Below are 18684 nucleotides of genomic sequence, written 5' to 3'. Positions count from 1 at the left end.
CCGAAGACCATCGCCAGCACCGCAACCAGGGCTAGCCGTGCAAATCTCAACATCCCTGCACTTCTCCGGATTCCATCCTTCATAGCCGTCCTCACCTCGTTTCTATCCGCTTTATTCAAAGTTCGATTATTCATATCTGAATTTGCCTCACCAAAAAAATCTTCCCTGAACCGGATTCCGAATTTCATAAGCCATCTCCTTCAGGGAAGTTCGGCGTGCGCCGGGGGGCCAAAGCCCCCCCGGCGGACCGGGTCAAGTGACTTCCCAAGGTTAATTTGCATCCGCGTCATGCCCGGATCTCCTTACTTGGGAAGCGAAGTGTGGCAAGTCATACAGTTGTTCTGCGGCGTCTGCCAGGTAACAGCTATGCCGTTGTGGCAGGCGTTGGTACAGGTGACGTCAGCGTAGCTGTCGGCACTGAGGTTGGACTTGGCCGTATCAAAGTCGCCGGCCCCCTTGTAGGCGCTGGTCCGGGTCCAGTTGTTGTTGATCTCGGCGACGGCCGTGATGTCGTCGCGGAGCTGGGCCTTCGACTTGACGGCGATGTTCTGGAAGGCCACATCCTTGATGCCGTTGACGTGGCTGTTATAGGTGGTAATCGCCAGGGCATTGTCGCCGAGGCTGGTATTGCTTGTGTCGTGACAGCTGACACAGGCTGTGTTATTGGCGTTGTACCAGCTGGTAACGGTGTTGTTGTGACAGACGTTACAGCTGATCACCGTCGAGGTGGTGCCGTCGCCGTGGGCGCTCGGGGCGCCGGCGCTGGCCGCCAGGAGCCCGGTGGTGCCTGTGTAGATGTCCTCGGCATGGATGCCGACGGCGTGGACCGCGTGGGCACCTGTGGTCGGGGTATTGCCGTGGCAGTTGTCGCAGGTGTCACCGGCGGTCGGGTCGCTGACCCAGCCGGTGGACCAGTTGGCGGCCACGGCCGCCGCGGCTCCCCTACCGTTCTGGTGGCAGGCGTTGCTGGAGCAATTGCCGAGGGTGTAATTGACCCCGGCGGCGACGTTGAGCGTATTGTTCATATGGTTCGTGCCGGTGCTGCCGTGGCAGTTGGCGCAGTTGAAGTCATAGGCCCCGGCATTGGCCGTTCTGGCGGCGGCGGTGGTGTAGGCGGCCGGGGTGGTCAGGTTGTGGGCATCGTGCTGACCGGTGCCGGTGTAGACACCACCGACGTAGGTGCCGCTGTGGCAGTCGCTGCACTCGAGAGCGCCGGTGGTCCACTCGTCACCCGCCGTGGCGCTGTGACAGTTGTTGGTACAGGTGTTGGTCCAGCCCGCCTGGGTTTCGGCAGGGGCGGTAATGCTGCCGGAAAGGTTGACGTTGCTGGCCAGGCCGGTGCTGCCGCCGTCGGCGTGGGTGGCCGCCGCAAAGGAGCCGGAATGCGGGTGGCAGGCGGTGCAGCCCACCGAGAGGACGGAAAGGTTATTGGCATCATGCAGGTCATGCTTGCCGGTTGCCGGCGGCGTGGCGGCGGTGAGGGCGCCGGAGACGTAGAGCGACTTGCCCGTGGCGTTGTGGCAGTCGTTGCAGGTCAGGGTCGCACCGTTGACCCAGAGGCTGCCGGCGGCGTCGTCGTGGCAGAGGTTGGCCGAGCAGCTGCCGGCGGCATAGCCGCCGAGGCTGTTGCCGTAGGTGGTGACCTGGTTGGCATGACCGGTCTGGCCGCCGGTGCTGGCGTTGGCGCCGTGGCAGGCGTTGCAGTCGTCGACGTAAGCGGTGGCTGCGTCGGTCACGTGACGGTCGTGGATTCCGGCGGTGGCGGTCGGAACCGCGTTGGCCAGGCTGCCGTTATCGGTGCCGTTGTTGTGGCAGGTGGTACAGGTGGTGGAACCCACCGCACCCCAGGCCGGGGTGGTGTTATTGAAGTGGCAGTCGACGGTGGCGCAGGAGCCGTTGTCGAGACCGTCGCCGGCGTAGTTCACGCCGGCTGCACCGTTGTCGGTGTAGCTGCGGTTGAGGTTGACGGTGAGGTTCTGGTGTGTCGCCAGGCCTCCGGTGGCCGAGTAGCCGTTGGCGCCGGTGTGGCAGCTCTCGCAGTCGGCAAAATCGCCGTCGTTGTTGGCATGGGCGGCGTGGCTGCCGCCGATGGAGCCGGAGGGGAGCGGACCCGTCCCGCCGGTGTTGTGGCACTTGCCGCAGCTGATGGTGCCGGCACCCCAGGTCGGGGTGGTGATCCCGTTGTGGCAGAGGACCGCCGAACAGGTGGTGGTTCCGGCGGCGCCGGCGGCGCGATTGGCTGTTCCGGCTTCGTAGTTGAAGCTGCCGTTGAAGGCGAGGTCGCCGGAGATCAGGTTGAGGTGCGTCCCGGCCGCCTTGAGAGCGCCGGTGTTGTCGATGGTACTGTCATGGCAGGCGTAGCAGTCGCTCTGCGCTGAGTTCGGCAGGGCGTTGGACGCCAGGTGGTTGGTGTGGGCGCTGCTGACCGGCGGCCAGGCGCCGTTGCCAAGGTCCTTGACGGCGTTGGCAGCGTGGCAGTCGGCGCAGGCCAGGGCGTTGCTGTCGGCCCAGTCGCCGCTGCCGGCGACGTTGACGTCGTGGCAGGAGTTGGCGCAGCCCCCGGCACCGTCATAGCTGGTGACTTTGGAGGCGACGCTGTTGGCGCCGTCGACGTGGCTGGCAACGGCCAGGGAGCCGCTGTGGCCGTGACAGTCGGTACAGCCGGCGGTCACGTAGTTGCTGCTGGCCATGTGCTCGTCGTGACGGCCGGCGTTGGGGCCGATGGTTGCGGAGAGATCGCTCTCGCCGCCGCCGTTGAGGGACTTGGCCGCAGCGCTGTGGCAGTCGTTGCAGTTGAGAGCGCCGCTGATCCATTCATTGGCGTCAGCTGCAAGGTGGCAGGCGTTGGCGCAGCTCGAATCGCCGTTGACGGTCAGGGTGCCGACCAGGGTCGGGTTCGTCCCGTTGACGTGCCCGGTGACGGCATAGCTGCCGAGTTCTCCGTTATGGGTATGGCAGGTCGCACAGTCGGCGACGAAGGTACTGTTGGCCAGGTGGGCGCCGTGCTTGTCGCCGGTGGGGCCGACGGTGTTGCTGATGGCGGCGTCGACCGGTGCGCCGAGGATGTTACCCGCAACATTGTGACAATCGCTGCAGCTCAGGGTCGCCGCGCCGCTGGTCCAGGCGCCGGCAATCGAGGTATGGCAGGTATTGGCGCAGTTGGTGCCGTTGTAGGCCGTAATGACCGTGGCATCGAGGTTGATGCTGGCGCCCATATCCTTATGGCCGGTATGGGTACCGTTGACCGCACCGGCGCCGTGACACTTGTCACAGTCGGAAGCCGGGGGGAAGATCGCGTCGTTGGCAAGGTGAGCGCCGTGCTCGCTGGAAGTCGGCGGGTAGCCGCCCTGGTCGAGAAGCTTGCCGGAGGCGCCGTGGCAGTCGACGCAGCTGTTGCCGCCGAGGGTGCCGGCGGCCCATTCGCCGGCGGCGGAGTCGTGGCAACCGTTGGCGGTGGCGCAGGTGCCTCCGAAGGCCGTGGCCGAGTAATCGGTGGCGCCAAGCATCTGATTAGCGAAGTTAACGGTTCCGGTGCCGTGCACTCCGGTTCCGGGAGCGACGGAAGTCCCGTCGTGGGGGTGACAGACGGCACAGTCGGTCACGTAACCGGAGGCGACGTGGCTGGCGTGCATGCCGCTGTTTTCGCTGGCATCGCTATGGTCGCGGCTCGGGACGGCGGCGGCGTGACAGGTGTCGCAGTCGCCGGAACCGAAGTCGCCGTAGTTGATCGGCCAGGTGGAATCGGCCAGGGCATGGTTGAAGTTGGCATCGCCGGCGTTGGTCAGGGAGCCGCTGTGGCATGCGGCCAGACAGCCGAATGCGGATTCGTCGTACTGGGCGCCGGCCGCCGGCCCGTGGGCGGCGTCGGGGCCGTTCATGGCGAGCGAACCGTCACCGTGACCGGGGGAGCCGGCATTCCAGGCTTTGTTGTAGGTCGCTCCGCCCCAGCCGTGGCAGGTTTCGCACCCGCCGTGCTGACCCATCATCTCGATGCCGTTGTTGCCGTCGACATCGCCGTGCGCTGGGGCCAGGCCGGCATTCCAGCTATTATTGACAGCAGCGCCGGTCATGCCGTCGCCGTGACAGTTGTCACAGACCGCGGCTCCGGGGTTATCCGTTGCCAGGGGCTTGAGGTCGATGACGCCCATCCACTTGCGGGACCATTTTCCGACTCCGCCGTTGGCGACGGCGTCGCTGTGGCAGTTGGCGGCGCAACCGGCGGCGCTTGAGTAGGAAGCGACATTGGAGGCGTTGAAATTGTAGGTCGTCTGCAGCGACGTCTGAGCCGCGCCGCCATTGATATGGCTGGTGGTCGGAGTCGTCGTATGGCAGGAGTTACAGGTGCCGCCGGCGCCGAAACTATCGTCATGGGCGAGGGCGACGGTGGTTGCGTGGAGACCGCTGGTCGGGACAGTGCCGATCTTGCCGGTGGTGTGGCAATCGACACAGGCGCGGCTGGTCGAAGTCCAGTCGTTGTCGTTGGTCGCCACGTGACAGGTATTAGTGCAGTTATTGGCCGCGTAGGCCGAAACCTCGGCGCCGCCGATGGCAGCCTTCGCATTGTCAATCGGGCTGTGGGTGACGCTGTTGTCGCCGTGGCAGTCGGTACAACCGGAGACGTAAACGTTGCCGACGTGCTGGTTATGGGCGCCGGCCGCCGGCGGGTTGCCCTTGTCGAGAGTTCCGCCTGCGCCATGGCAGTTGCCGCAGTCGAGTTTGGCTGCGTCTTTCCAATCGCCGAAGGAAGCGGCGGTGACGGTATGACAGTTGTTGGTACAGCCGCCGGTCCCACCGTCATAAACCACGGCGCTGGTGCCGCCGGTATTGACGGTAAGATCGATATGGGTGACGGCCGTTTCGGCGGTGTGACACTCGGCACAGTCGCCGGAGACAAAGGTATTGTTATTAAGATGGACGGTATGGCGGGCGCTGTCCATCGGGTTTTTGTGACAGATGACGCAGTTGGCCAGAGGCGCATCCCCCCAGGCAACGGCGACAGCCGGGACTCCTCCGGCTCCGTCGGTATGACAGTTGTTGGTACAGTTCGGAGCGGTGTAGCCGGTCACCCGGGTGCCGGTAACATCGACAACGCCGTCGCGGTGAGCGTTGTTGGTGCCGTTATCGACGTGGCAGTCGAGGCAGGTAATAGTCAGACCGAAGGTGCCAGGGACGGAGGCTGCCAGGTGAGCCGTATGGTTACTGTTGTTGGTCGCCGGATCGGTAGTGCTGTGACAGAAGGCGCAGCCGAGGGCATTGGGGGTGTTCCAGGTCGCCTGGAAGCCCTTGTCGGACGGATCATGACACTGGGTGTTGCTACAGGTGGCGTTGCCTGGAAAGACGGGATTCGTCCAGCTTCCGGCCTCGGCAAGGGTCAGGAGAGCCTCGTCCTGCAGGGCGTTGGCCCGCCCGGTGAGGACAGCCGCCTGATCGGCGCCGTCGGTATTGCTGATATGAGCGGTGTCGCCGGCAGCCGGTACCGTGTGACAGTCGGCGCAGGTGACGCCGATGGCGTCGAAGTGGGTGGAGTGGTCGCCGGTGAGGGGCTTGGCGGCGGCGTTATTGCCCAACAAGGTCGGGGTGACGCTGGAGTAATGACAGGCGTCGCAGTTGAGCCCGTCTACATCCTGCCAGGAGCCGTCGGCCACCGAGGAGGCGTGGCAGCCCAGGGCCGAGGAACAGGTGGTCCCGGCGGCCTGGGGATTGGTGATTCCGGCGGCGAAGTCGTTGACGACGCTGGCGAAATGGTCCGCTGAGCCGCCGGCGATGGTGTACCCCTGGACGCTCGGGTGGCAGATGGCGCACTCGGACTTGTCGGCGTCGACGGTCGGGGAAATGTTGATGTGGGCCGCGTGAAGCGGTTCGGCGAGCTTGGCAGAGTGGCAATCCTCGCAGGAAGAGCCGCCGGACGCCATGAAGCCCTTGTCATGACCGTGACAGGACATGCAGTTGGCGTTTTCGTTATGGACAACGCCGGTCGCGTCAGCCCGGTTGTGGCTGGTGGTGGTATGACAGGTGGCGCAGATGTCGTCTACGTTGACGGCATCGGCCTCGTCGAAGGAATCGCCGCTGGTGCGGGCGGTAAAGACGACGCCGGGGACGTCGATCATCGCCGCGTTGGCGCCGATGCCGCCGTGGGGATCGTGGCAGTCGAGGCAGGCCTTGGTGAAGTCGCTCTCGGTCTTGATGGTGGCGCCGATGTTGGTGTGAGTCGCCACGCCGGTGTGGCAGGTGAGGCAGGCGAAGCCGGCCTTGAGGCGCATGTCGCCGGCGCCGCCGGTAAGGTGTCCGCCAGCGGTGCGGTCATGGCAGTCTTCGCAGCCGAGGTTGGCGGCGGCGTTGAGGGTCAGGGCGTACTGGCCGCTGGCCTTGTTGTGACCGGTCGTTTCAGCCGAGGTCTTGTCGGGAGTACCGGCCATGGTCGAAAGAGTATTGGTATGGCAGCTGGCGCAATCCAGGGTGGCGGCATTGGTCCAGACCGGGGCAGTCTCGGCACCGTCGACGCCGTGGCAGGTGTTGCAGACGGTCGCCTGGAGGCTGGCGAGGGTATCGGCGGCGCCGCCGCTGATGTGGCCGGCGTGGCTGCCGGTATTAGAACCGGCGGGGTGACAGGTATCGCAGGAGAGACCAACGCCGCCGGAGACGATGCTCGTCGTGTGGGTGATGTGGGCACCTTGGGCCGGAGGATTGCCGTGACAGGAGCCACAGGCCTCGGAGCTGGCGTTATCCCAGGTGGCCGCGGTATCCCAGTCGGGGGTATTGGCACCGTCGTAGGCGTAGGGGTCGTGGCAGTAGACGGAGCAGGTGCCGTCAGTGCCGTAAGCGAGGCCGGATCCGCCGCTGAGCAGGGGATTGGTGCTGTCCAAAGCGACATCGGCGGAGTTGTTAACGTGAACGGTGCCGATGGCGTTGGCGGCGAGAGTCGTTGAATTGGCTGCGGTGTCGCTGTGGCAGAGGGAGCAGCTGTATCCCTTGGCAAGATGCTGCTCGTGGGCCGCCGAGTTCTGCTTGGTGGTCATGGTCCCGACGGTGTTGCCGTGGCAGGCGTCGCAGGTGGAGATGGTGCCGTTGCCGTTGGTCCAGACAGGAATGGAGGCGGCGACAGGAGCGGCGGCGCGAGCGCCACCGTTACTGTGGCAGTAAACGGCCGAGCAGGTGGCAGTGCCTGGGTTGTAGACCGGCGACAGAGCGCCGTTGCCGGTAGTGAGTGTAGTGAGAATTGCACCCTGATTGCTCAGAACGTTCTGGAAAGTGCCAGTATCATGGTCGGCCCGGCCTGTGCCGGAAGCGGCTCCATGACAGTCGTCGCAGGAGAAGGTGTAGTTGCCGGCGCCGTTGGCGTGGGTCACGTGGGGAGTCGCACTCTCGTCCTTGAAAACGCCGGAAGTGCTGTAGTCATTGGCCGGATTGGTCGTCGAATGGGCGTAACCGCCGGCGGTGACGCTGCCGTCGGCATTGAGGGACGGGGCGAAACCGTGACAGGCGCCGCAGGATGGGCCAAAGGACGGAGAGCCGCCGCCATGCTGGTGGCACTCGGCGCAGTTCATGCCAGAATCATGGCCTCCGGGGAGGTCATGGCAGGAGAGGCACAGGCCGCCGTTGCCGCTGCCATTGTCAAAGTTGGGAAGGGGGGGATACTGGGTAAACTCGAGAGAGACCGTATCGTTTGCGGAACCGCCGACCTTGATGGCGGTGGTATCGAGGGTGATCTGCTTGCGGAGCATGAAGACGTTGGGATTGCCGCCGGCATCGTACTCGTGACCGCCGTGGCAGACGAGACAGCCGAGGCTGTTGGTGGAGCCGTGCTGCATGTAGGTATGGCAGGTCTGGCAGAGGCTGGTCGTCCCGGTTTCCTTGGCGGGGCCGTTGTGCTTGAGCATCAGGCCGTCGCCGGTGCCGTAGGTCCCGGCGATTCCGTCGCTGGTCGAAGCGTCAGAGTCGGAGAAGTGAACCCCGTGACATGTGGTACAGGAGACCGTCGTTCCGCCGACGAGGGCGATTTCCCCGCCGTTGCTCATGTCGATAGCCGGCTTGAGCTTGCGATCGACCGCCGCCGGGTTGGCGGCAACGTCAGCGGCCACAGCGGCGGCGTAATCGACATTCATCGGGTGCGTCACGACGCCGTGAGTCGTGGCGCTGTTCCAAGAGCGGTGGCAGTCGAGACACATGGCGTTGGCGGTGAGAACCGCCCCCTTGCCGATGCGCAGCAACTGGGTATCCTGCGCACCGTGGGGCTCGTGGCAGGTGGAACAGGCCACCTTGCCGCCGGTGATGTTGGTGCGGGTCTTGTAGAGGTCGAGGCTCGGAGCCTCGGCACCGGCGGCCGGAACCACGTTGGTGGGAGACGCCCAGTAGTGGGAGGTCTGTTCGGTCGGCGCGACGGCCATGCCGGCGGCTGTTGCCGAACCGAGGGCGTTGCTGGCATCCTGCAGGTGCAGGTAGACGTCTGGTGCCTTGGTCCCCCGAGGATCTCCGGCGTTGAAGGCCACCGCAACAGGGGCCCCCCGGGTATGGCACTTGAGGCACATGTTGTTCATCGATGTGTTCCCGAGGGCGCCGGGATCGATGGAGGCATTGTGACACGCGTTACAATCGAAATAATGCATGGGCAATGCCGTTGCCAGTGCGGGGACCGCCAACAGAATCATCAGAACCAATACGCCTACCAGAGATCTCGGCCTCATGGACACACTCCTAACTTGTAAACATTCAATTTATACTGAAGATCTATGAATATCGATATTGCGTTCAAATGCCCTACTTATTGTGGCAGGCCAGACAGAGGGCACTGCCGGCGTTGGGGGTAATGAGAAACGGGGTATAGGCCGCCGCAGTTGTATAGTCGACATGGGGGTCATGACAGGAGGAACACTCGACACGTTTATCGGCATCGGCGGCGCCGAGGGGGAAAAACCGCACCCCCTGCCCCTCGGCGTAGGCGATCGTCTGCAGCCGGTTGCTGTCCTTGGCTGCGTCCGTGAGAACCGGCAGATACTTGAAGGAAATCGGGTGATCGTCGGAGAGGTCGTTGTTGACCGTGTCGTTGACCGTTCCGTCGGCATTGCGCCCCATGCCGATCCGCGGCCCCTGGGTGAGTCCCGTTGCTCCGCGCATCTCTCCCGTTCCCCAGAACGGTAGAGGCGGGCCGGTCACATTGTTGGCATTCATGACGGTGTACATGGAGATGGAGCCGTCATGGCAGCTCAGGCAGAGTCGCGATTCATCATAGATATTCGTGCCCCGGCTGGCGGCCACCTGGGTGGAGAGGGTACTGCTGGTGTAGTGGGTGTAGACCTGAGCCGAATTCGCGCGGTTCCAGAGGGGACCGGTAAGGCTGCCGCCGTGCGGTGTGTGACAGAAGATACAGATCTCTTCTTCATTATTTGACGCAATCATCCAGTCAGTCTGCCACACCGACAGGTTGTGGACCGTATTGGCGACATTCGGGGTCCCCTTGACGGCCAGCGCGGGAATCGCGCCGAGCGCGAGGAGGACCAGGGTCACGAGAATCGATTTGAACGCAATTTTATACATTTAAGAAATCTCCCTTGGACAGATCGTGTCGGGGTGGTTATTTGAGAAGTGCGACCAGTTCGTTGACCGCCTGGAGAGCAGGGCCTCCGCAAGGCATCTGTCCGGCGAGGTCGGCAGCGGCAGGATATTTACCGGATTTGACCAGGGTTTCCACTGCGGCCAGTTTCACCTGCAAAGCGGCATCTTCTCCGATCAGCTCTCCGATCTGGGCCACCTTGTCGAGGAGCGCGGTGCCAAAGGCCGGGAGACACTCTTTGCCGGCGGAACAGAAGAGTTTGATTTCACCGCTCTCGTCGCAGACGATGAGATCCTTTCCGGCCGTGTCGTCGACGTCGACAGCGGCGATGCGCAGGGACGTAGCGGCCGGGCCCGAAGTCGTGCGCCCCTGCCCTTTGTTCCCTTTTTTGTCGCCCTTGACGGTATCGGTCCCCTGTACGGCACCGACGACCAGGACCGGAACCGGCAGGTAGCTGCCATCGACCTGGGGTTCGGCGACGAAGAGGCGACCGTCGGCCGCCAGGAGAAGATCCCGCTTTCCGTCGGCGTCCCAGTCGACAAAGATCGGGGCGACGGCGCCGGAGAGACCGGCGACAAGCCCCTGAACCGCGGCGAAAGCGGGGGCTGCATCTTCAGCCACATTGAGATAAAGGGCAACCTCCCCCGCCGAGGAGCCGACGAGAAGGTCCTTTTTGCCGTCGCCGTTGAAGTCGGCCACGACGGGAACGGCGTCACCGCATACGGCCAGGTTGGCACCGGCGACCTGCAGGTACGCCCCTTCGCCGAAGGACGGAGCGCTTTCGCTCCCTTCATTGAGATAGAGGCGGAGCGAGCCGTCGGAAAAACCGATCACCAAATCCTTTTTGCCGTCGTTATCCCAGTCGGCGACGAAGGGGACGGCGCCGGGGGCGAGGCCTTCGAGAACGACATTATCCAGAACCAGCGGCGAGGTCCCGCCGACAACTCCGGTGTAGAGAAGGAGGCGACAGGCCGTATCGACGACCAGAAGGTCGGATTGACCGTCGTTGTTGAAATCGACGTAACAGGGAGCGCCCTTGCTGCTGACCCGTATCGAAGTGTGCCCGTTTTTCAGGGTTTGCCCCTTGAAGTCGGCGGGGGTCATGGCGGGAAGAAGATCGGCCTGGACGGTCGCGTTATCCTGATAGGCGAGCTGCACCTGGGCGACGAAGGGCTCGAAACCGGATCGCTCGATCACCAGGGAGGAGGTCCCTTCGGGGAAGGTGCGCAGTTCGAGGGGGGTTTCGCCGAGAAAGCGGCCGGCATAACCGTGGTTGCCGCCGAGATAGACCCTGGCGCCCGGCATGTTGGCCGTTACCCGCAGCAGGGTAGTGTCGAAAACGAAGTTGCCGGGGTCCGAGACGGCGGCCAATCCCTTGTCGTCGACAGCGGCAACCTTCCAGAAGTAGGTTCCGCCGTCCTCGAGGGCGAGGTAGTCAGCGAGCTCGCCGAGAGCAACCTCGGTCCCGCCCAAGGTCTGGACAGCGATTTCAGCGCCGAAGGCGTCGGAGACCTCAAGACGATAAGTGATCTGATCGAAGGGATCGGAATCGGCGGCAGCCCCCCAGGAGAGAAGACCGTCGGCATCGAGGGTTTCACCGAGAAGGGGGCTGGCAAGGATCGGAGCGGCCGGTGCCTCATTGACGGCGTTGACATAAAAGGAGACGGTGGCGCTCCACTCGGAGCACGCCAGAGCGTCGCAGGCACGGGCTTTCCAGCTGTAAAGATTGTCAGCCAGGGACTCGTTGACGGCCACCTGGGTGTTTTCAGCCCCTTCGGCCTGCGCCAGGGACTCGGCCACGACGGCACCCGCACCGTCGAGAATCATCACATCATAGGTCAGGGGGTCATTGTCGGCGTCCACGGCATTACCCAGCTGAAGCTGCGGCGTGGCGGTGACAAGCTCCTGTCCGGAGGTCGGGGCGATCAGGGAGGGAGCCCCGGGAGCGCTGTTGGCCACGGGGGGAGCGGGATTGACAGCGCCGTCGATCCCGAAGATCTCGACCCGGCCGTCGCTACAGCTGACAAAGAGCCGGCCGGTGGCAGGATCAAAGAGCGCATCGAGGGGATTCTTGATCTGGCCGCTGGCGAATCCGCCTTCGGCAAAAGTGGAGAGATAAGGTCCGGCCAGGTCTTTAACAACCATGAAGGAATTCATGGAATCGAAGAGATAGAGGCGTCCGGCGCCGTCAAAGGTGATCCCGGCGATTTCGAAAATGGCTTTGGGCCCAAAATCCGTGGCGCCGTTGAGGGTGCGGAGATAGGTTCCGGCCAGGTCAAAAGCCTCGACTTTACCCATGGCGTGCGCGACATAAACCGTGCTGGCCGCCTGATCGATGGCCAGGGACGTCATCCCCACAAACTGGCCGGTCGCCGTGCCGACGCCAGTGATTTCGTACTGAAAGAGACCGGCCGGATCATAAACCCGCACCTTCTTGTTCCCGGCATCGGCGACAAAGACGAATCCGGCGGCATCGAGAGCCAGGTCGCTGACCTCGGCGAATTCGCCGGCCCCCTGACCCAGCTGGCCGAGAAGGGTGCCCGTCGCTCCGTCCACCCGGCTGACGGCATGGCGGTCGGCAACATAAAGGACGCCGCCGTCCGGCGTCACCGCCAGGCCGATCCCGCTGAAGGCCAGGCCCGTGTATTGACGGAGTAGCTCGCCATGCTTGCTGTATTTTACGACCGCTCTTTTCGTGACATCGGCGACATAGAGCGCACCCTGCGCATCCACGGCAATTTTGGAAGGCGTCGACAGCCCGTCGCGAATCTGACCCAGCGGCGCAATGGTCGGCGCAGTCGCCGCGTCGGCCGGATTCTGCCATATAACACTCAGCAGCAGTGAAAACACCGCGATAAGGCAGATTTTGGTGTTGGACCGTTTCATAGTGACGCCTCCTGAAATGTACGGAAACTAGGGGTATACGTATATTTGTCAGAATCCATAATGTCGTGACAGTTCTCCGTCCGCAGAAGTAGTCTGCAATCATGGTACCAACTGTGCTTACCCGCATAGCTTCTGTGTGGAGGAGTGCAGCAGGCACAAAAAAAGGCCGGATCGCTCCGGCCTCTTCACTTTCAATTATTTTCCGTCGGTTCCCTAGAGGAAACCGAACTTTTTCATCCGGTATCGGAAGGCATCGATGCCGAGGCTGAGCTTTTTCGCCGCCTTGGACTGGTTCCCCTCGCTGAGCTCGAGGGCCTGGCGGATCAGCTCGCGCTCCACGTCCTCGATGTCGATCCCTTCGGGGGGGAGATTGAAGGCGACCGGGCCGGCGCCGCTGCCGCCGGTTTTGGCGACGATCTCCTGGGGGAGGTGCTCGAGGAGGATCGTATCCTCGCTCTCGAGAATGATCGCCCGCTCGATGACGTTCTTGAGTTCGCGAATGTTTCCCGGCCAGGAGTATTCGGTGAGGAATTTCTCGGCCATCTTGGAGATCCCCTTGACGCTCTTGCCGAACTCGCGGTTGAAGTGGGCGATGAAGTGCTCGGCGAGGGTGATGATGTCGTCCTTGCGCTCCCGCAGGGGGGGGGAGAAAGATCGGGATGACCTGGATCCGGTAATAGAGGTCGTTGCGGAAGGTTTTATCTTCCATCCCCTTGATGAGGTCCTTGTTGGTCGCCGAGACGATCCGCACGTCGACCTGGATGTCCTTGGTGCCGCCGACGCGGCGGAAGGTGCGCTCCTCGAGGACTCTCAGGAGCTTGGCCTGCATGCCGAGGTCCATGTCGCCGATCTCGTCGAGGAAGATGGTCCCGCCGTCGGCGGTCTCGAAGAGACCCTTTTTCATCGCCTTGGCGTCGGTGAAAGCCCCCTTTTCGTGCCCCATCAGCTCGCTTTCAAGAAGCGTCTCGGGGACGGCGGCGCAGTTGATGGCCATGAAGGGTTTGTCGGCCCGGGCGCTTTCGTAATGAATGGCCTTGGCGATCAACTCCTTGCCGGTGCCGCTCTCCCCCTGAATCAGGACGGTGCTGGCATCGCTGCGGGCGATCTTTTCCACCATGGCCAATACGGCGTGCATGTGGCGGTTGGCGCCGATGATGTTGCCGATGCCGTACTTGCGCGACTGCTCGGAACGCAGGTGCTCCACCTCGCGCTTGAGCTCGCCGGTTTCGAGAGCCTTTTTGATGACGATGGCGAGCTCGTCGAGATTGAAGGGCTTGTTGACGTAGTCGTAGGCCCCCATGCGCATCGCCTTGACGGCGGTCTCAAGAACGCCGAGGGCGGTCACCATGATGACGGTGGTCTCCTCCTCCATCTCCTTGACCCGCTCGAGGACCTCGAGGCCGCTGATTCCCGGAAGCTGGATATCGAGGAGCATCAGATCCGGCGCTTCTTCGCGCACCAGCCGGAGGGCGTCTTCACCGGTACCGGCGGTAAAGACCTCATACCCCTGCTTCTTGAGATTCTGCTCCAGGGACCAGCGAATCAGATGTTCGTCGTCGACGACCAGAATTTTATATTTGCGCACGACTCTCCTCGTTTCTGCCTGCAGTCCCCCCGTCCAAGACGGGAAGCTCAATGGTGAACGTGGTCCCCTCGCCCAGCCGGCTCTCGACGCGGATCGCGCCGCCGTGCTGCTCCAGGAGGCGGCGGCAGATCGGCAGGCCGAGCCCGGTCCCCTGGGTCTTGGTGGTGTGGAAGGGGATGAAGATATTTTCCAGCTCCTCTTCGGCGATGCCTCCCCCGCTGTCGGCGATCAGGACCCGGACCAGTTCCACGCCGTCGTGGAAAAGAGCGTCGGTGAAGACCGAGAGGGTGCCGCCGTCCTTCATCGACTGGATGGCGTTGATCGTGACATTAAAGAGAACCTGCTGAATTTGCTTCTCGTCGACCCACACGGCGGGAAGGTCGCGGGTCAGCTCCTTGACCCGATGAATATTTTTGGCCTCGGGGTGCTGAGCGATGAAGAAGAGCGTCTTCTTGACCAGGGCGTTGATGTCGGCATAGGCGAACTCGGGGGTCCCCGGCTTTCCGAAATAGAGGAGGTCGGTGGCGGTTTTGTCGAGCCGGGCGATCTGTTCGAGGACTTCCCCGATGATCTGCCTCCGTTCGTCCGCCGGATCGAAATCGTCTGCGAGAACGGAGATGGCGCCGCCGATTCCCGCCAGGGGGTTCTTGATCTCGTGGGCGATCCCCGTCGCCATTTCGCCGATGGACGCCAGGCGGTCGGCGCGTTCCATCTGCCTGAAATGGCACTGTTCCAGTTCCTTGCGGGCCCCCTCCAGATTGTCGACCATGGAATTGAAGCTGCGGGCCAGGCTTCCCATCTCGTCGGTGGAACGGGGGATCAGACGCACCGAAAAATCCCCCTCCTCCACCCGCTCCATCTTCTCGGCCATCTCCTGGATGGGGCGCTTGACGAAGCGCAGCAGAATCAGGGAAATTCCGCCGGACAGCAGAAGGATCAGGGCCGCCGTGGAGAGCATGAAGAACTGGGACGACTCCCGCAGGCGGCGCGTGGTGTCGTCGAGAGAGAAGTTGAGATTGAGAACGCCGATGACCTTGCGCCCCACGCCGTGACAGAGGTAACAGCGCTCGTCGGAGACGATCGGCTTGATCATCCCCAGCACGTCCTCTCCGTCGACCTTGAAGACCCCTTCGGTGCGGCCGTTCAGAAAGAGAGCCAGATCGTTGGGATCGACCTGGCTGCCGATCTCCTGGCGATGGGCGGACTTGAGAATGGTGCCGCCGGGGTGGAAGATGCGCACCCTGGCCAGGTGGTGGCTGCGCCCAACCATTTCGAGGATGGCCTGAACATCCTCGCTGTTGCCGATCCGCATCGAGTTGAAAATGGATCGCTCGACGGTCGACAGCAGGAGGTCGGCGCTCTCGACGGTGGAACTGATGAGGTGTCCCTGCTCCCTGCGGATGTAGAAGAGGGTCAGGGCTCCGATGCCGATGGTCAGCAGGAGGATATTGAGTATGATGACGCGGCCGACCAGATTTCTGAAAAACAACGCGCCCCCTTAATTGGCCCTGGCTGGCGGTGCGACCGGAGAGCCGGGAACCCCTGGCCTTGTTGGCGGCGGAACTTTCGTGACTTTCGGCACGTAAACGAACTCCCACTCGCTGTACTTGCTGCGCGAAACGAAGCTTTCATACCCCTCGGGGAAACCGTCCTTGCGGAAGGGCTCGAGGGTACTGGCGCTGCGGACTCCCGTAATATGCCCTCCCGGATCCTTGATCAGGACCCAGTCCTCTCCGGTCATCGGGTCGAGATAGACCCGGCGGAGGTGGCGGTTGGTCTGCAGGGACCGCGGATCCTTGACCAGGTCCTCGAGTTTGGCCGGCAACTGATTGCGCGCGCCGCTGGTCGAAAAGGTGTAATAGCTTTCGATGCCCCGGCGGATCTGATCCCCGCGCCAGAAGAGTTCTTCTTCCCGGGATTGCTGGACAAGAGTCTTCCAGCTGGAGCCGGTCACGGCGGCGGTCAGGCCGAGGATGACCACTGCCACCAGGACCGTCAGCAGGGCGAAACCGTGCTGGTTCCCCAGACGGGGTGTTACGCTTCGCTTCACTTGCGCTTGAGGACCCGTTCCGCCGCTTCGACCAGGTGGGCGGGGGTCAGACCGTAGTGGGCCAGCAGCTCTTCGCCGGTCCCCGACTGGCCGAAGACGTCCCGCAGTCCGACGCGCTCCACGGGGACCGGGAACCCTTCGGCGAGGGCTTCGCAGACCGCGCCGCCGAGACCGCCGATCACCGAATGCTCCTCGGCGGTGACCACGGCGCCCGTTTCCCGGGCGGCCCGCAGGACGAGTTCCACATCGAGGGGCTTGATGCTCCCGAGATGGATGACCCGGGCCGAGATCTTTTCGGCTTCGAGAATCCGCGCAGCATCGAGGGCCATGGCGCTCATCAGGCCGGTGGTGATGAAGGTCAGATCGCTCCCCTCACGGAGGGTCGCGCCCCGGCCGACGGTAAAGTCGCAGCCGCCGGGGAAGATGACCGGCACCTTGGCGCGGCCGAGACGGACGTAGACCGGTCCCTGCAGGGCGGCGGCGGCGCGAATGGCGGCGGAGGTTTCCGGACCGTCGGCGGGGCAGAGGACCGTCATGTTGGGAAGGGCGCGCATGATGGCGAGATCCTCCACCGACTGGTGGGAACCGCCGTCCTCGCCGACGGTGATGCCGCCGTGGGTCGCCACGATCTTGACGTTCATCTTCGGATAGGCCAGGGACTGGCGGATCTGTTCGAAGGCGCGACCGGCGGCAAAGACGGCAAAGGTGGAGGCGAAGGGGATCATCCCCCCGGAGGCGAGTCCTGCGGCCATGCCGACCATGTTGGCCTCGGCGATCCCGGCATTGAAGAAGCGATCGGGGAATTCCTTGGCGAAGAGGCCGGTCTTGGTCGACCCTGAGAGGTCGGCGTCCAAAACCACAACGCGAGGATTCTCCCGACCGAGTTCCAGAAGGGTCTTGCCGTAGGCGTCTCTAGTTGCGATCATTTCACTCATACAAACCAAAACCTTTCGGATATCTGGAAGAAGAATTCAATCTACAGAACTCAAAACCCTTCTGTATTCTGTATTCTATTTTCTGTGCTCTATGTTCTGTATTCTGCCTCAGTCCCTCAAGAATGCCCGAGGTGCTCGAGGGCCCGGCCGAGCTCGTCGTCGCTGGGCGGAACTCCGTGATAGCTCGCCTTGTGCTCGAAGAAGGGAACCCCCTTCCCCTTGACGGTGCGGGCGATAATCAGGGTCGGACGACCGTCGGTCTTCTCGGCGTCGTCGAGGGCCCGGCAGATGGCCTGGAGATCGTGGCCGTCGACTTCGAGGACGTGCCAGTTGAAGGCGAGAAACTTGGGGCCGACGGGACCGACGTTCATGACCTTGGCCACCTCGCCGTCGATCTGCAGTCCGTTCTGGTCGAGGATGGCGCAGAGGTTGTCGAGCTTGTAGTGTGCTGCGGCCATGGCGGCCTCCCAGACCTGCCCTTCCTGAAGCTCGCCGTCGCCGAGGAGGGTGTAGATCCGCGCGCCCTTTCCGGCGAGGCGGGAGGCCAGGGCGATGCCGACGGCCTGGGAGATCCCCTGGCCGAGGGAGCCGGTACAGACCTCGACGCCCGGGGTCTTGTTCATGTCCGGATGCCCCTGCAGATGGCTGCCGAGGCGGCGCAGGGTCTTGAGATCTTCGGACGGGAAATATCCGGCCCGCGCCAGACAGGCGTAGAGCGCCGGGGCCGCATGCCCCTTGGAAAGGATGAAACGATCCCGGTCTTCCCAGCGGGGATTGCTGGGATCGTGGCGCATCTTGTGGAAATAGAGGGCGGTCATGGCATCGATGGCGGAGAGACTTCCGCCGGTGTGCCCGGACTGGGCGGCATTGAGCATCTTGAGGATGTCCACACGCAGATGGAGGGCGGTCTCCTCAAGTTCCCGGACGGTGGTTTCAGTCAACATCAAAAATGTGCTCCCTTTGGGTCAGGCCGTCCCGGACGGGGCGGTGAGGTCATCGCAGTTTCGGCCCCGGGTTCTGAATCCCCAGCTCCGGAACGGGTTTCATGTTATTTCCCCTTGCCGTCATCCCCCACCAGATAGGAGAGGATGATGTCGTCGAGGGTCGTCTCGACCACCGTAGCCTCCGGCTCGGGAACGGGCTTCGGCGTGGCGGGCGCGGCAGGAGCTGTCGGCCTGGGGGGTGGGGGGCCGCGGCGGGAGGGGCGGCCGGTCTCGGGGGGGGACAGGAGGAACAGCCGGTCTCGGGGGGGGAGTGACAGGAGCGGCCGTCGGTCTCGGGGGGGCGGCAACAGGAGGAGCAGCCGGTCTCGGAGGAGCGGGAGGGGCCGGAGCCGCGACGGCTGCCGGAGCCCTGACAACGGGTGCTTCCGGCGGAGTGCCGACCATCATCCGGCCGCCGATGATCTCGTCGTACTCGCCTTCCTTGAGGGCGCGCAGCATCTCCTTGTGCTGCTCCTTCATCAACTCCTCGACGACCTGTTCGAGGTTGTCGACCTTCGAGATGTCGGCGTAGGAGGTCTTCTTGGAACCGAGAATCGTCCCCCCCTTGTAGAGGAGGGTGATGATGTTGGGACTTCTGCGCCCGCCATCCTCGGTCTGGACGTGATACATCTCGCCCTTGTAACGAAAATTGTGATTGAAGCCACCGACCATCCGAGCCCCTCAGAGAAGATGAAAAA

General features: G+C 63.4%; 8 protein-coding genes and 1 pseudogene. All 9 read right to left on the bottom strand.

Annotation, left to right across the window (positions count from 1 at the left end; translation table 11 throughout):
- Window positions 1–302: 302 nt before the first annotated feature.
- The 9 genes and pseudogenes from DSOUD_RS03265 to DSOUD_RS18790 all read right to left on the bottom strand — a co-directional run bounded on the left by DSOUD_RS03265 (window position 303) and on the right by DSOUD_RS18790 (window position 18658).
- Window positions 303–8681: a CxxxxCH/CxxCH domain c-type cytochrome gene (locus DSOUD_RS03265; RefSeq protein WP_096335421.1), complete on the bottom strand. Its 8379-nt coding sequence runs from the start codon at window positions 8679–8681 to the stop codon at window positions 303–305.
- A 73-nt stretch (window positions 8682–8754) separates the two neighbouring features.
- On the bottom strand, window positions 8755–9531 hold the full coding sequence (locus DSOUD_RS03260; protein WP_053549657.1) for a cytochrome c3 family protein: 777 nt from the start codon (window positions 9529–9531) through the stop codon (window positions 8755–8757).
- Window positions 9532–9568: 37 nt separating this feature from the next.
- Complete coding sequence (locus tag DSOUD_RS03255; protein WP_053549656.1) at window positions 9569–12433, bottom strand: FG-GAP-like repeat-containing protein; 2865 nt, start codon at window positions 12431–12433, stop codon at window positions 9569–9571.
- A gap of 213 nt (window positions 12434–12646) precedes the next feature.
- Window positions 12647–14018 (bottom strand): annotated as a pseudogene (locus tag DSOUD_RS19115) (sigma-54-dependent transcriptional regulator).
- Window positions 14005–15507, bottom strand: a complete 1503-nt coding sequence (locus tag DSOUD_RS03245; RefSeq protein WP_053549655.1) for a sensor histidine kinase — start codon at window positions 15505–15507, stop codon at window positions 14005–14007. Before DSOUD_RS03245 ends, DSOUD_RS19115 begins: the two are co-directional and overlap by 14 nt.
- A 9-nt stretch (window positions 15508–15516) precedes the next feature.
- The gene (locus DSOUD_RS03240) at window positions 15517–16068 is read right to left on the bottom strand and encodes a type II secretion system protein (protein WP_053549654.1); all 552 of its coding nucleotides are present in this window, start codon (window positions 16066–16068) and stop codon (window positions 15517–15519) included.
- Entirely contained in the window at window positions 16065–17003 is a 939-nt protein-coding gene (locus tag DSOUD_RS03235) for a transketolase family protein (protein WP_096335420.1), read from the bottom strand. The genes DSOUD_RS03240 and DSOUD_RS03235 overlap by 4 nt, the downstream gene beginning before the upstream one ends.
- 116 nt (window positions 17004–17119) lie before the next feature.
- A complete protein-coding gene (locus DSOUD_RS03230; protein WP_053549653.1) occupies window positions 17120–17947 on the bottom strand; it encodes a transketolase in 828 nt (275 codons plus the stop codon).
- Window positions 17948–18067: 120 nt separating this feature from the next.
- On the bottom strand, window positions 18068–18658 hold the full coding sequence (locus DSOUD_RS18790) for a hypothetical protein (protein ID WP_232426490.1): 591 nt from the start codon (window positions 18656–18658) through the stop codon (window positions 18068–18070).
- Window positions 18659–18684: the final 26 nt, after the last annotated feature.

The sequence above is a fragment of the Desulfuromonas soudanensis genome (genome assembly GCF_001278055.1).
GTDB lineage: Bacteria > Desulfobacterota > Desulfuromonadia > Desulfuromonadales > WTL > Deferrimonas > Deferrimonas soudanensis.
This window is presented reverse-complemented; position numbering and strand designations above follow the sequence as displayed.

Coding starts and splice junctions, on each gene's coding strand:
- DSOUD_RS18790 (WP_232426490.1), bottom strand. CDS start 18,658: ATGGTCGGTGGCTTCAATCACAATTTTCGTTACAAGGGCGAGATGTAT.
- DSOUD_RS03265 (WP_096335421.1), bottom strand. CDS start 8,681: ATGAGGCCGAGATCTCTGGTAGGCGTATTGGTTCTGATGATTCTGTTG.
- DSOUD_RS03230 (WP_053549653.1), bottom strand. CDS start 17,947: ATGTTGACTGAAACCACCGTCCGGGAACTTGAGGAGACCGCCCTCCAT.
- DSOUD_RS03255 (WP_053549656.1), bottom strand. CDS start 12,433: ATGAAACGGTCCAACACCAAAATCTGCCTTATCGCGGTGTTTTCACTG.
- DSOUD_RS03235 (WP_096335420.1), bottom strand. CDS start 17,003: ATGAGTGAAATGATCGCAACTAGAGACGCCTACGGCAAGACCCTTCTG.
- DSOUD_RS03260 (WP_053549657.1), bottom strand. CDS start 9,531: ATGTATAAAATTGCGTTCAAATCGATTCTCGTGACCCTGGTCCTCCTC.